This is a genomic window from Stenotrophomonas sp. YJH_SMC_29, assembly GCF_059371235.1.
On sequence record NZ_JCAFUK010000004.1, the window covers coordinates 251,736 to 265,691 of the forward strand.

Here is a 13,956-nt window from a genome sequence, read left to right on the forward strand (position 1 = left end):
GTACATCACCCGCGCGATTCAGCCCGGAGTCGGTCTCAGGCGAACAACGAGGCCTGCAGGCAGTACTCGATCAGCGCCTGGTCGCTGTCCACGCCGAGCTTGCGCATCGCGCTGATCTTCTGCGTGCTGACCGTCTTGGCACTGCGTTGCAGCTGTCGTGCGATCTCGCCCACGCTCATGCCGCCGGTGAACAGGCGGATCACTTCCAGCTCGCGCGGTGACAGGCGCGCACGCACGGCCTCGGCATCGGCCGGTTCACCCGCGTCTACCGGCAGCAGGCCCGGGGGCCGGTAGACCCGGTCGGCCAGCACCACGCGCAGGGCCTGTACCAGGCTGCCCAGTCCATGGCTCTTGAGCACCACGCCGCCGGCGCCTGCGGCATACATCGCCGCCACCAGCGACGGGTTGGATACCATCGTCAGCACCAGCAGGCGTGTCTCCGGAAAGCTGCGGCGCAGGAACGAGATCAGCTTGATGCCGTCCCCGAAGTGATCACCCCCGGGCATGCTGTAGTCGGTGATCACCGCCTGTGGCCGGGTCCGGGTCATCAGCTCGATCAGCGTCGCCGGGTCGGCCGCTTCGCCCACGATCTCCAGGTCCAGTTCCCCGGCCAGCACGTCGCGGATGCCGGCAAGCACGATCGGGTGGTCGTCGGCGATGAGGATCCGTGTGGTCATGGCAGGGCCGGGTCGTCGGGAAGGGAGGGGGATGCGGGGTCAAGCAGGGGGTGCAGCAGTTGTTCGAGGCGCCGCTGGAAGCCGGCAAGCGGGGCCGCCTGGGTCGCCAGGTCAGCGCCGCCCGCCAGGGCACGTTCGATCTGCAGGCCGCGGTCCACCAGGGCTGGCGCGCCGACGATCACCAGTGCGCCGCGGATGCGATGCAGTACCTGCACCACGCGTGCGGGGTCGGCGGCGGCGATCGCCTGGCGCAGGCTGTCCAGGTCGCCCTGCATGGTCTGCACGAACAGCGCCTGCATCCTGTCCGGAACCTGCAGTGGCGCATCATCATCATCGCGCGCATCGGCGGAGTCCGGGCTCTCCGGCAGCGCCTGGACGCCTGCGTCGCCCTGGCTGATCCGGGTCAGCAGGCGCTGCAGGGCTTCCAGCGTGATCGGCTTGACCAGTACGCCCTGCATGCCTGACTCCTGGCAGCGTTGTCGCTCGGCCGGGTCGGCGTTGGCGGTGGCGCCGTGGATCGGTACGCGGGCACCGCGCGCGCGCAGGGCACGGGCCAGGCCGTACCCATCCATGCCGGGCATGTTCAGGTCGGTCAGCACCAGCGCGAACGCACCCTGCTGCCAGTAGCCCAGCGCTTCATTGCCATCGCTGGCGACCACGGCGCGGCAGCCCAGCTGCTCCAGCTGGTCGCGCAGGATGGCCTGGTTGATCGGATTGTCCTCGGCCACCAGCACCTGCAGGCCGAAGCGCCGCGGCAGGGGCAGGCGTCCGTTGGCACTGGCCGCCAGGGGCTGGCCTGCGGCGGCGGCCAACGCCATCACGATCGCATCGAACCGATGCAGTCCCACCTGCCAGAAGCCATCGATCTGCCGAGGCCGCACGCCGCCGTCGCGGCAGGCGACCACGCGCGCGCCACCGGCCCAGTGTGGCAGCGGACCGTCCAGGACCAGGTCAAGCAGTACCGCAGCCGCTGGCAGGCCCGTGGCGCTGTCTTCCCGGTACGCGACGGCGTGCGCGCCGCGCTGCTGCAGGCGCTCGCACAGCGACTGCACCAGCTCGCGCACATTGCCGCGCACCTGTACCTGCAGCCCCGCCGGCAACTGCGGTGCCGGGCATTGCTGCGGATCCGCCGGCGCCGGGGACAGCGGCAGTTCGACGCTGAAACTGCTGCCCAGGCCACTCTCGCTGACCACGCGCAGCTGGCCTTCCATCAACGCCACAAGGTGCGCACAGATGGCCAGGCCCAGGCCGGTGCCGCGCATCGCGTCGGTGCCCGGGTTGGCCTGGAAGAAGGGCTCGAACAGATGCGCCTGGTGTTCACTGGCAATGCCGATGCCGGTATCGGCCACCTGCCACTGCAGCCAGCAGCGCTGTGCCTGCCAGCGTGCCGACACGCGCACCACCACGCGCCCGCTGTCGGTGAACTTCAGCGCGTTGCTGATCAGGTTGTTGAGCACCTGGCGGATCCGTGCGGCGTCACCGCATACCCTGGAGGGCACGTCGGCATCGATGCAGGCGTAGAACTGCAGCCCCTTGCTGGCGGCCGCGGCGGCGTACGAGTCGAGTGCATCTTCGGTCAGCCGGACCGGATCGAACGGGCTGGGCTCCAGGCTCAGTTGTCCGGCCTCGGCCTTGCTGACATCGAGGATGTCGCTGATCAACTGCATCAGGGTCGAGGACGAACGCTGGATCGTGGCGAGGTACTCCTGCTGCCGCGCATCCAGCGGCGTGAGCCCCAGCAGTTCGAGCGTACCGAGCACGCCGTACAGCGGCGTGCGGATCTCGTGGCTCATGGTGGCCAGGAACTGGCTCTTGGCGCGGTTGGCCTGGTCGGCAGCGCGGCGCGCCTGCTGCAGTACCTGTTCGGCCTCGTGCTGGCTGCTGAGATCGATGAACAGGCACAACACCGCCGGCTCGCCGCGATAGCGCGCCGGTGTCGCCGTCACCAGCAGGTGGCGGTCCTCAGGCGTGGTGTAGGCCAGTCCGTCGCCGAGGGTAGTGCCGCCAGCGGCCAGCACGCTTTGCCGCCAGGGGCCATGCCAGCCGCCTGCGTTATGGTCCTCGCCCAGCCAGCGGCGGGCGAGGGCGTTGTCCAGCAGTACCGTGCCATCGTCGCGCCGCAGCAGGCACAGCCCGATCGGTGCGTTGTCCAGGATGGTGCGGCTGAAGGCCTCGCTTTCCAGCAGGCGCGCGTGGTGGCTGCGCAGCGGCTCGATGACCGAACGCCGGTACGCGCGCAGCAGCAGCGTGCCACCCAGCGCCAGCAGCAGGGCCGCCACCGTCGCGCCGAGCAACGGCCCTTGCGGGTGCTGGAATACCTGGCGCCAGCTGACGTGGTAGACCGCCTGCCAGCCGCGCTCGCTGCGCATGCGGAACTGCAGGCCGTCCAGGCCGGCCCGCGTGGCGGTGCCGGTGTCGCTGGCGTCTGCGGCATCGCCCAGCAGGCGCTGGCCCTCAGGATCGAACAGCGACAGCCGCTGGAACACCGGGACACCCAGCACCTGGCGGTAGTCATCAACACGCGCCGGATCCAGCAGGCACGCCAGCGCGGCCTGTGAATCCCGGCCATCCTCCCCCCACAGCCGCGCATCCTGTGGGGCGTGCGCGATGGCCAGCAGGCGAGTCTGGCGGTCGCGCCACGGCACGCTCACCCAGGCGATGCCGCCACGCCGCAGCGCGGGCCGCGTGGCCAGCGCCCGGTGGATGTCGGCGATCGCCGGGCGCAGGTGATGCGGGCTGTTCTGGCCGGCGTCATGACGGCCGATCTGCACCGGTGCCAGCAACCCGCGCGTGCCCTGGTCGTTGACCAGCAGGCATTGCGGCGGTGGGTAGCGCGAGGCCGACCAGAACGTGCCATAGAAGCGCAGGAAACGGTTGCCCAGTTCGGACGGCGGCGAAGGGCTGGCGCCCTCGCTTCCGACCATCGCAAAGTGCGCGAACAGCGGGCCGTGTTGCAGTTCGCCGCTGGCATCGGCAAGCGGTGGCCCCTGCATGCCGACGTCATGCAGCCGCCATTGGCGCAGGAAGCGCTCCTGCTCGCGCAGCGTGCCGTCCAGGCGGCGGAAGTGGAACTCGATCTTGCTGCGCTCTTCGTTCAGCAGCTGCGAACCGGCCGACAGCAGCAGTCCGGCCTGCAGGGTCGCCAGTGCCACCACGCCGATCAGCACGGCATGGACGCGCAGCGAGCGGCGGGCGAGTCGGCGGACGGGAGCGGCCTCGGCCGGCATGGCAGGTCTCGGAGCAGGGGGCGCACAGCGGCACCGGTAGCAGCAGCGGCACAGGTCCCCCCGCCGCAGCGCAGACAGGATCATCAATGCCGCTTGATGGTTTCGTGAAGCCGCCGCGGAGCCGGCGTCAGCGCAGCGCGGCCCGCAGGCGGTCATCCACAGGGCGCTTCCTCGTCCAGCAGGCGGGTGAACTCGTCCGACGGCAGCGCCTGCGAGATCAGGAAGCCCTGCACCTGGCTGCATCCGAGCTGGCGCAGTGCGGCCAGGTCCGCATCACTTTCCACGCCTTCGGCCACGATGGTCAGGCCCAGTTGGTTGGCCAGTGCGATCACCGTCGACAGGGTCAGGTGCAGGGCAGGATCACGGGCGCAGCCGCTGACCAGCGCGCGGTCGATCTTGACCTCGGTGAAGGGGGTATTGACCAGATTGTGGACCGAGCTCAGGCCCTGCCCGAAATCATCCTGGGCCAGGCCGAAGCCTTTCATGCGCAGCCGGCAGGCCCCGGCATAGAAATCACTGACGTGCCGCGTGGTGCTGTTCTCCATCAGCTCGAAGCACAACTCACCGGGGCTGCCGCCGTGGGCCAGGGTCAGCGCCAGCAGTTCATCGGGCAGGTCCGACTGTTCCAGCAGATGAGGCGGCAGGTTGATCGATACCGGTACCCGGAAGCCCTGTTTGCGCCAGCGTGCCTGTGCGCTGATGCTGGCCTTGAGCATCATCCGCAGCAGCTCGCCCTCCAACCCGTGGCGGCAGATCGCCGGCAGGAAGCTGCCAGCGGCCAGCGTGCCCAGCTGCGGATGGCGCCAGCGCACCAGGGCTTCGGCCGCCACCACCCGTCCGGACTGCAGCGATTTCTTCGGCTGGAACCAGGCCGTCAGGCTGCCGTCGGCCATGGCCTGGCGCAGTTGGGACGCGTCCGGTTCGGGCGCTGCCGGTGCGCGCGCGGGAACCTCGCCGGCGGCCGGACGCGCCTGCGCCAGGGCCTCGAACAGGGCGTCCACGTCGGCCGCCGCCACCGGCTTGGGCAGCAGGCCGATCACATCCAGCCCCAGCGATTCGGCCATGAGCCGTGCCGAGGTCATCATCCGCCGCGGCGCCGCACTGACCACCGCAAGGCGCGGCGGACGCGGCTGGGCCGCCAGGGCCTGGATGAACTGGATGCCGTCCTGCCCGGGCATCAGCAGGTCACTGACCACCAGGTCGTAGGGCTGGCACGCACACAGCGCGATGGCCGCCTCGACGTCTTCGCAGGCATCGACCTGGACGTCGGCGCGGCTGCCGAACAGGTTGGCCAGGAAGCCACGCTGGAAGGCCTGGTCTTCCAGGATCAGGACACGCTGGGTCATGCGGGGTCTCCTTGGCGCAGGGCGGTGAGTGCCTTGCGCAGGCGGGCGATGTCGATGGGTTTGCTCAGGTAGCCCTGCATGCCACTGGCCAGGCAGCGCTCGCGTTCCTCGGCGGTGGCATTGGCGGTGGCGCCGATCACCGGCACCAGGCTGCCGTCATCGCGCAGCTGGCGGGCCAGCGCGTGGCCGTCCATGCGCGGCATGTTGATGTCGGTCACCACCAGGTCGAAGCACTGATCGCGGCACCGCTGCAGGGCTTCCACGCCGTCCTGGGCCAGCTCCACCTCGCAGCCCAGGGTGCGCAGCTGCTCGGCCAGGATCACCCGGTTGATCGGATTGTCCTCGACGGCCAGCACGCGCAGGCCCAGCGGCATCGGTGGCGCCAGGCGGGCGGGCTCCGGCTGCGCCGCACGTTGCCGCTGCACGCTGGCCAGCGCATTGCCGATCGCGGCCATGCCATGCAGGGTCACCACCAGGCTGCCATCGGCCGCGACGATCGGCTGGTCACCGCCCTCGATCGACGCCACCACGCGCGGTCCTGTCCACGCCAGCGGCATCCCGGCTTCGCCATCGAGCAGGATTGCGCCATCATGGTCCAGCAACGCCGGGTCGCCCTGCAGGGGCTGTGCGTTGGCGCCCCAGCGACGAAGCCATCCACAGGCACTGTCGACCAGCTCGCGGTTGCGGCCGCGCACCAGGATCGGCGGGTCCGGCAGCAGCGCGGGGCCGTCTTCGGCGGCGGCCAGGACCGGCAGCGGCAGGCGGACGCTGAAGCTGCTGCCCAGGCCAGGCTCGCTCACCACCTGCAGTTCGCCGCTCATCAGGCGCACCAGGCGGTCGCTGATGGACAGGCCCAGCCCGGTGCCCTGCGCGCTGGCCGCACCGCGCACCTGCCGGAACGGTTCGAACAGGCGTGCCTGCTCCTCAGCGGGGATGCCGACGCCGGTATCGGTGACCTGCCAGGCCAGCACGCTCGAATCACCTTCGCGCTGCACCTGGCGCACGCGCAGTACCACCCGGCCATGCTCGGTGAACTTGATCGCGTTGCTGAGCAGGTTGGCCAGCACCTGGCGGATGCGGTCGGCATCACCGAGCACCCGCGTCGGCAGGCCCGGATCGGTGCAGACCAGGACCTGCAGGCCCTTGCAGGTGGCCGACGCGGCGAAGCTGCGCAGCACGCTCTCGGTCAGTTCGCGCGGCGAGAACGCCGCCGGTTCCAGGCTGAGCTGTCCTGATTCGATCTTGGAAACATCCAGCACGTCGCTGATCAACTGCAGCAGGACCGATGAAGAGCTCTCGATGGTGCGCAGGTACTGCGACTGCCGGGCATCCAGTTCGGTATGCCCCAGCAGTTCCAGCGTGCCCAGCACGCCGTACAGCGGGGTGCGGATCTCATGGCTCATGGTGGCCAGGAACGCGCTCTTGGCCTGGTTGGCCGCATCGGCGGCCTGGCGCGCCGACGACAACGCGGCCTGGGCCTGGCGGTGCCGGGAAATATCATGGAAGACGCACAGCAGCACGTCGTCGCCCTGGTAGCGGCAGGCCGCGTGCAGCACCTGCAGCTGGCGCCCGTCGCGGGTGGTGAACTCCAGCCCACGCCCGCGTTCGCCGGCGTGCCCGCGCCACGGAGCCTGCCAGTCGCTGTGCTCGCCTTCTTCGCCCAGCCAGTCGCGCAGCAGTTGGTTGGACAGCAGCAGCGCGCGGTCGTCGCGGCGCAGCACGCAGATGCCGACCGGTGCCATGTCGATCACCGTCGAACTGAAATCCAGGTTCTCCAGCAACCGGCGGTGCTGCTGCAGGGCCGGCTGGATCAACTGGCGGTCCACGCGATGCTGCAGCAGGTACAGCGCGACGCCGGCCAGCAGCAGCAACAGGAGGCAGACCAGCAGAGGCGCGGCCAGGTCGCCCAGCAGCAGTGGCGGCGGCAGGTGGTAGACCAGCCGCCAGCCATCGGTGCCAACGCCCTTGACCAGCGCCACGCCACGCGGCAGTCCGCCGCTCCACAACGTGCCGAAGCTGTCGTTCTGGCGCTGTTGAAGGGTCGTCCAGCCCGCGCGGTCCAGCCGCGGCGCCTGGCTGGACAGTGCGGGCTGTCCAGCACGGTCCAGCAGCGCGTAACCGCCGATGCCCTGGCCATCGATCATCCCCGCCGCTGCATCGGCATCAAGCAGCAGTACCAGCCACTGCGCCGGCTGCGGACCGGCCTGCACCGGCTTTGCCAGTGCAACGCCACGCTCACCCGGGCGCAGCCAGTACACCGGGTCCGCGCCCTCCAGGCTGCCGTTGCGCGCCTGCAGTGCACGCAGCGATGGCAGGCGCGCCAGGTCGACGTCGACCGCGTCGCCGGCCAGCCAATGTGCACCTCGCGCATCGACCAGCAGCAGGTGCGTCTGCAGCGCCTGCAGCGTGTGCTCGGCGCGTGCCGACAACAGCAGTCGCTGGCCCGGCTGGCCGCCGGGTCCATCCAGCGCCACCTGGCGCATGCCTTCGCTGTCCGCAGCGGGCGCATCCGGGCGGCCGGCCAGCACCGAATCGCCCAGGTACCGCAGCAGGGCTTCGCGCTGGTCGAAATAGATCTGGGCCTTGTAGGCGGCGGCATTCATCTCGCGGCGATGGGTCGAGATGTCCTCGGTGAACGCCGTGAGCAGGTAGAACCCGGCCGCCGCAGCCAGGCAGAGGAAGACGCACACGGTCAGGCAGCGCAACAGCACCGACGCGGTGGCCGATGGCACGGTCTGCTGCAGCGAAGGGCGGGGAAAGCGGAACATGCAACGATGCTAGGAAGCAGCGCGGAAGGCGCGGAATCAGCCGTTTCCTAAAATCCCCTGCGGCCGGGCCGGGCTGAAGCACACGCGCAGGTGCCGTTCAGGTGGCGGAAAAAAAGAACCCCCGCCGGAGCGGGGGTCTTCTGTGTCTGCGCTGGCCGGGCGCTTACAGAGCGCTGCCACCGAACTTGTGGGTGTACTGCAGGTTGATCGTGCGCCCCACGCTGTCGAACCAGGACACGTCGTAGTACGGGTATGCAGTGTAGGTACGGTCCTTCGGCGGCATCTTGTTGAACACATTGACCACCGACAGCGACAGGCGCGAATGGTCGTCGACGCGGTACTGCAGCGAGGCGTTGTAGCGGTAGGTCGCCTTCACGTACGGGCTGTCACCGCTGTCCCAGTCGAACACCTGGTCGTAGCTGTCCGAGGTCGGCAGCTTGCCCAGGCGCGAGCCGTAGACCGTCGCCGACCATGCCTCCTTCTCCCAGGTCACGCTCAGGCCGGTCTTGGTGCGCGGGATGTCGAAGCCGCTGTTGACTGCGAACTGGTCTTCGCTGCGGTCGCCCGGGTAGCGCTGGAAGTCATGCTTCTTCACCCAGGTGTGGGTGCCGTTGAAGATGAAATCGCCGATCCCTGTCTGCAAGCGGTAGCGCAGGCCGACGTCGATGCCGGAGGTGGACTCGCGGGCGACGTTGATCGGCTCCACGCGCACGCCATACAGGCGCCCGTCGTTGCTGCGGGTGATGCGGGCCAGCGCGTCCACGCAGGTCGGCGAGGTGACGTCGGCGCTGCCCAGGCGGCAGTTCGCTTCGTTGGCCAGGATCGTGCGCACATCCATGTCCTGCACCTGGTTGCGCATGTCGATGTCGAACCAGTCCACTGACAGGTCCAGGCCGATCGCCGGCGACCAGACCACGCCGGCGCTCCACGAGGTGCTGGTTTCCGGGTCGAGCTGGCGGTTGCCGGTGCGGCTGCGGATCAGGTTGCGCTCGTAGTCGGCACAGTCGCTGGCACCGTCGGCGCGGCAGCTGTACAGGTCTTCGGCGCTGGTCTCGTCGTTGCCCGGGCCGGCGAATACATAGTGCAGGTCAGGCGCACGGAACGCGGTGCCATACGAACCGCGCACCAGCAGCGTGTCGATCGGGCGCCATTCCAGGCCGCCGCTCCAGGTGGCCTTGCCGATGGTGTGGCCGGAATAGCGGTACTGGTCGTAGCGGCCGGCCACGCTCAGGTTGACCGTCTCGCGCAGCGGCATGCGCAGCTCCGCAGCGGTCGCCCAGCGGTTGCGCGAACCGTTGCCGTCCGAATCCTTCCAGCTGTAGTAGTAATACTGGGTGGCCAGCGGATCGGGATTCAGCGAATACGCCTGCTGACCCACTTCCACGGTCGCGGCAAACCCGGCGTCGCCACCGGGCAGGGCGAACAGGGCCGAATTGGTCAGGGTGAAGGCGGCGGTCTCCGTGCGCGACTTCGGGGTGTAGGTGGTACGCGCGGCGATCGCGTCGTACTCGGCGCGGGTCAGTGGCCGGTACAGGCGCGACGGGTCGGCGTTGTAGATCGGGAAACCGTCGTCATCCACGCCCAGCTGCGGGCCGAGGAACAGGTCATTGGCCTTGGCGGCAATGATCTGTGCCCAGCTGATCCGCGACTGGTACTGCGAATGGCTCAATGCCGCTTCGTAATCCCAGTTGCCGGCCAGGTTGCCCTTGAAGCCGGTGGTCACGCTGAAGGTCTTCTGCGTGCTGCGCACCATGGCATTGCGCAGGCCACCCATTTCCTCGGGCGAGAACTGGCGCTGCCAGAACTCGATCTCGCCGGTGGCTTCGTTGTTGAAATACCCCGACTCGTCACCGTTGGCATCCATGCGGCCCCACTTGGTGACGTCGCGCATCAGCGACAGCGTGTGGTAACCCAGCTGCACGTCCGCGAACCACTGCTGGCCATTGTCGAAGTCGTAGCTCAGCGACGCGTAGCCGTTGGCACCGCGGCGCTTGCTGAGGATGGTGCCATAGCCGATCGAGCTGTCGCTGCCACAGTAGTAGCCGTACTTCGGGCGATAGGCACGGTAGGTGCTGCCCTGGTTCTGGCCGGACAGCGCTTCGCAGGTGGCCGCGCCCGGGTCCAGGTAGTCATCGTTGTAGTCGGTGCGCAGGTACGCACGGCGCGCGATGCGCGAGCCCTCGGTGGGGCCATCCTGGGTCGAGTCCTGGATGTCACGCTCATAGGCCCACAGCGGGGTCTGCGACTGCAGTTCGACGCTGTAGACGGCGTGGAAATTGCCACGGCTGAAACCGCTGGCCAGGCTCATGTCGAACGACTCACCGCCGCCTTCGGTGGTGGTGCCCAGGCGCATGTCGACGGTGGTGCCATCGGCCTTTTTCTTCAGGATGAAGTTGACCACGCCGGCGATCGCGTCCGAGCCGTAGATGGCCGACGCGCTGCCGGTCAGCACTTCGATGCGCTCGATCATTCCCAGCGGGATGTTGGAGACATCGGTGAAGTTGCTGCGGCCCTTGAACGGCATCGGGAAATCGGCGATGCGGCGCCCATTGACCAGCACCAGCGTATGGTTCGGGCCCAGGCCGCGCAGGTCCACCTGCTGCGCGCCCGGCGAGAAGTCGGCGCCACTGGAGGATTGCGGGCTCTGCGTCTCACCGCCGTTCTGGGTCATTGCACGCAGCACGTCCGGCACGCTGGTGAAGCCACTGGAGCGGATCTGCTCGGCGTTGATCACCGTGATCGGGGCCGGGCCTTCCACCTGGGCGCGCGGAATGCGCGAGCCGGTGACCTGCACCGCGTCCAGTTGTTGAACCGAAGAGGAAGCCGGTGCCTGGGCCGCTGCGGAAGCAGCCACGCCCATCAACGCCAGCTGGATCGACCACGCCATCGCCTGTCTACGCATGAGGAATTCTCAAAAATGATGCCGGCCCGCAGAGGAGGGGCCCTGTCCCCCATTCATATTTCTGGAATGGGCGCGCGCATTTAACGCCTTTTTCATGTCCTTGACTACCGGGTGTCTATCTGGCAAAGAGTGAAAACGCTTGCAAGTCGATTTTGTTCAGGGAGATCAAGATGCGACCCCTCTGCAGTCTCCGGCGCGGTGCCTTCCTCTGGCTGCTGTTGGTGGTCCTGGCCTGGCCGTCCGCGAGCCCTGCCCAGGACCTGCAGGGACCGGGCTTCGCCTACTACGAAGTGGGTGACCTGGATGCGCCGAGACCCGGTCCGCGCGTATCGGCGATGATGCTGATGGGCGGTGGCGAATGGGTGCCCGAGGCCTTCCAGTGGTGGCTGAAGCAGGCCGGCCATGGCCGCGTGCTGATCCTGCGGGCCTCCGGCAAGGACGAGCTGCAGGACCGTCTCTATCACCAGATCGGCGGCACCACCGCCGTGCAGACCCTGGTCTTCGACAGCCGTCGCGGCGCCGACGATCCGGCGGTGCTGCGGGTGGTGGCTGCAGCCGATGCGATCTTCATTGCCGGCGGCGACCAGTCGCGCTACATCCGCTTCTGGAAGGGCACCGCGCTCAACCGCGCGCTCAACGCGCATGTGCGCGCCGGCAAGCCGATCGCCGGTACCAGCGCCGGGCTCGCCATCCTGGGGGGCTATGCCTACGGCGCGATGGACGGCGGCAGCATCACCTCCGCCGGCGCCCTGGCCGACCCGATGGGCCGCGCGGTGACCCTCGACAGCGGCTTCCTGCAGATGCCCTACCTGCAGCGCGTGGTCACCGACACCCATTTCGACAAACGCGACCGGCTCGGACGCCTCATCGTGTTCGTGGCCCGTGCCGCGCTGGAGAGCGGCGACCCCGGCATCGTCGGCATCGGCGTCGACGAGGACACCGCCCTGTGCGTGGAGCCCGATGGCCAGGCACAGGTCTACAGCGCCGACGGCCAGGGCCGGGTCTGGGTGGTCAGCCCCGGCCGCAGCGCCGATCGCCTGGTCGAGGGCGAACCCCTGCGCTTCCATGCCGTGCCGGTAACGGTGGTCGCCAGTGGCAGCCGCATGCGGCTGGACGACGTCCAGGCCGAGGCCGATTACCAGGCCGTGGCCGACATCAGCGATGGCGAAATTGAGTTCACGCTTCGGTAGGGCCGGCCGCTGGCCGGCAACTCACCTTCCCCGATGCGCCCCTTGCCGGCCAGCGGCCGGCGCTACCCTGCAATCCATTCCCTCGTCCTGCTGGAGATGTACCCGATGAAACTGCGTCTGGCCCTGTGTGCGCTGCTGTCCCTGCCGTTGCTGGCCCAGGCCGCCCCAGCGGTCTCGCCGCTGCTGGTCATCCACGGCGGCGCCGGCGTCGAGCGCAGGGACCTGTCGCCGGCCGAAGAGAAGGCCGCGCGCGATGCGTTGCGCGCCGCGCTGCTGAAGGGTCATGCCGAACTTGCGGCCGGCCGCCCGGCGCTGGCCGCCGTCACCGCAGCGATCACGGTGCTGGAAGACGATCCGACCTTCAACGCCGGCAAGGGCGCGGTGTTCACCCATGACGGCCACAACGAGCTGGACGCCGCCGTGATGGACGGCGCCACCCAGGCCGCAGGCGCGGTGGCCGGCGTGCAGCGGGTGCGCAACCCGATCCTGCTGGCACAGACCGTGATGCAGAAGTCCAGGCACGTGATGATGGTCGGGCAGGGCGCCGAAACCTTCGCGGCCGAGCAGGGCATTGCCCTGGTGGATCCCTCCTACTTCCGCACGGAGAAGCGCTGGCAGCAGCTGCAGCGTGCACTGAAGGAAGAGGCCAGCGGCCAGGCCCATGCCGACCTGGAGACCGCAAGGCACTTCGGCACCGTGGGCGCGGTCGCGCTGGACGCGCAGGGGCACCTGGCCGCCGGCACGTCCACCGGCGGCATGACCAACAAGCGCTACGGTCGCGTGGGTGACTCGCCGATCATCGGCGCCGGTACCTGGGCCGACGCGCGCTGTGCGGTGTCGGGCACCGGCTGGGGCGAGTACTACATCCGCACCGCGGCCGCGCACGAGATCTGCGCGCGCATGCGCTACCAGGGGCAGACGCCGGAGCAGGCCGGCAAGGGCGTCATCAACCAGGCGATTCCGCAGATGGGCGGCGACGGCGGCGCGATCGTGCTCGGCGCCGATGGAAAAATGGCCGCGCCGTTCAACACCCAGGGCATGTATCGGGGCTGGATCGGCGCCGACGGCGTTCCCCATGTCGCAATTTTCGCCAGCGAAGCACTGCCGGCTCCCGGGCAATAACCTTGCGTATCAATGGGTTTGCGACGACGTGTGAAAAAGATGGAAAAAAGCGTTGACAGCCCCTCGTCCCATCAGCAGAATAAGCGGCTCACCACCACACACCGCAACGCTTCGGCGGCAACGGGACGGGGTGGTAAGGAGGGATACCCAAGCGGCCAACGGGGGCAGACTGTAAATCTGCTGGCTTACGCCTTCGGTGGTTCGAATCCACCTCCCTCCACCAGTTTCACGTTGTGACATTCCCGGCGCGGGAGTAGTTCAATGGTAGAACCTCAGCCTTCCAAGCTGATGGTGCGGGTTCGATTCCCGTCTCCCGCTCCATTGAATGAACTTTGAATAGTATCGAGTTCATGTCATAATGCAAAACTCGGCTCACGTAGCTCAGTCGGTAGAGCACTTCCTTGGTAAGGAAGAGGTCGAAGGTTCGATTCCTTTCGTGAGCACCATCTTAAGCATCACCTCTCAGACGAATTCGAGATAAGCAGCCATGGCCAAGGGTAAGTTCGAGCGCACCAAGCCGCACGTCAACGTCGGCACCATCGGTCACGTCGACCACGGCAAGACCACGCTGACCGCCGCACTCACCAAGATCGGTGCCGAGCGCTTCGGTGGCGAGTTCAAGGATTACTCCTCGATCGACGCCGCGCCGGAAGAAAAGGCTCGTGGTATCACGATCTCGACCGCGCACGTCGAATACGAATCCCCGATCCGTCACTACGCCCAC

Annotated in this window: 8 protein-coding genes and 3 tRNA genes; 6 read left to right on the top strand and 5 right to left on the bottom strand. The window is 68.3% G+C overall.

Translation table 11 applies throughout. The features are described from left to right. Nucleotides 1–35 precede the first annotated feature (35 nt). The 5 genes from AC5P9I_RS07090 to AC5P9I_RS07110 form a co-directional block, all read right to left on the bottom strand. Nucleotides 36–677, bottom strand: a complete 642-nt coding sequence (locus tag AC5P9I_RS07090) for a response regulator (protein WP_049464665.1) — start codon at nucleotides 675–677, stop codon at nucleotides 36–38. Next, complete coding sequence (locus tag AC5P9I_RS07095; protein ID WP_049464667.1) at nucleotides 674–3,904, bottom strand: hybrid sensor histidine kinase/response regulator; 3,231 nt, start codon at nucleotides 3,902–3,904, stop codon at nucleotides 674–676. Before AC5P9I_RS07095 ends, AC5P9I_RS07090 begins: the two co-directional genes overlap by 4 nt. 152 nt (nucleotides 3,905–4,056) lie before the next feature. Further along, nucleotides 4,057–5,250, bottom strand: coding sequence for an EAL domain-containing response regulator (locus tag AC5P9I_RS07100; protein WP_049464669.1), 1,194 nt, complete (start codon nucleotides 5,248–5,250; stop codon nucleotides 4,057–4,059). Continuing rightward, the gene (locus AC5P9I_RS07105) at nucleotides 5,247–8,018 is read right to left on the bottom strand and encodes a response regulator (protein WP_049464670.1); all 2,772 of its coding nucleotides are present in this window, start codon (nucleotides 8,016–8,018) and stop codon (nucleotides 5,247–5,249) included. The genes AC5P9I_RS07100 and AC5P9I_RS07105 overlap by 4 nt, the downstream gene beginning before the upstream one ends. A 163-nt stretch (nucleotides 8,019–8,181) precedes the next feature. Then, nucleotides 8,182–10,920 carry a TonB-dependent receptor plug domain-containing protein gene (locus AC5P9I_RS07110; protein ID WP_049464673.1) on the bottom strand — a complete coding sequence of 913 codons (2,739 nt, stop codon included), beginning with the start codon at nucleotides 10,918–10,920 and terminating at the stop codon, nucleotides 8,182–8,184. Nucleotides 10,921–11,090: 170 nt separating this feature from the next. Between AC5P9I_RS07110 and AC5P9I_RS07115 the strand changes: the two genes are divergently transcribed. The 6 genes from AC5P9I_RS07115 to AC5P9I_RS07140 all read left to right on the top strand — a co-directional run. After that, a complete protein-coding gene (locus AC5P9I_RS07115) occupies nucleotides 11,091–12,110 on the top strand; it encodes a cyanophycinase (RefSeq protein WP_049464676.1) in 1,020 nt (339 codons plus the stop codon). A 105-nt stretch (nucleotides 12,111–12,215) separates the two neighbouring features. Further along, on the top strand, nucleotides 12,216–13,232 hold the full coding sequence (locus tag AC5P9I_RS07120; protein ID WP_049464674.1) for an isoaspartyl peptidase/L-asparaginase family protein: 1,017 nt from the start codon (nucleotides 12,216–12,218) through the stop codon (nucleotides 13,230–13,232). A 137-nt stretch (nucleotides 13,233–13,369) separates the two neighbouring features. Next, nucleotides 13,370–13,455: transfer RNA gene (locus AC5P9I_RS07125), tRNA-Tyr, on the top strand. Between the two features lie 24 nt (nucleotides 13,456–13,479). Then, nucleotides 13,480–13,553, top strand: a tRNA-Gly gene (locus AC5P9I_RS07130). A 49-nt stretch (nucleotides 13,554–13,602) separates the two neighbouring features. Next, nucleotides 13,603–13,678: transfer RNA gene (locus tag AC5P9I_RS07135), tRNA-Thr, on the top strand. Between the two features lie 41 nt (nucleotides 13,679–13,719). Next, nucleotides 13,720–13,956 (top strand): GTP-binding protein (locus AC5P9I_RS07140; RefSeq protein ID WP_495217355.1); only part of this gene is annotated, 237 nt, incomplete at its 3' end.

What these genes read in the sequence shown, in the direction of transcription:
- AC5P9I_RS07120 (WP_049464674.1), top strand. Translation starts at nt 12,216, where the DNA reads ATGAAACTGCGTCTGGCCCTGTGTGCGCTGCTGTCCCTGCCGTTGCTG.
- AC5P9I_RS07090 (WP_049464665.1), bottom strand. Translation starts at nt 677, where the DNA reads ATGACCACACGGATCCTCATCGCCGACGACCACCCGATCGTGCTTGCC.
- AC5P9I_RS07110 (WP_049464673.1), bottom strand. Translation starts at nt 10,920, where the DNA reads ATGCGTAGACAGGCGATGGCGTGGTCGATCCAGCTGGCGTTGATGGGC.
- AC5P9I_RS07115 (WP_049464676.1), top strand. Translation starts at nt 11,091, where the DNA reads ATGCGACCCCTCTGCAGTCTCCGGCGCGGTGCCTTCCTCTGGCTGCTG.
- AC5P9I_RS07105 (WP_049464670.1), bottom strand. Translation starts at nt 8,018, where the DNA reads ATGTTCCGCTTTCCCCGCCCTTCGCTGCAGCAGACCGTGCCATCGGCC.
- AC5P9I_RS07095 (WP_049464667.1), bottom strand. Translation starts at nt 3,904, where the DNA reads ATGCCGGCCGAGGCCGCTCCCGTCCGCCGACTCGCCCGCCGCTCGCTG.
- AC5P9I_RS07100 (WP_049464669.1), bottom strand. Translation starts at nt 5,250, where the DNA reads ATGACCCAGCGTGTCCTGATCCTGGAAGACCAGGCCTTCCAGCGTGGC.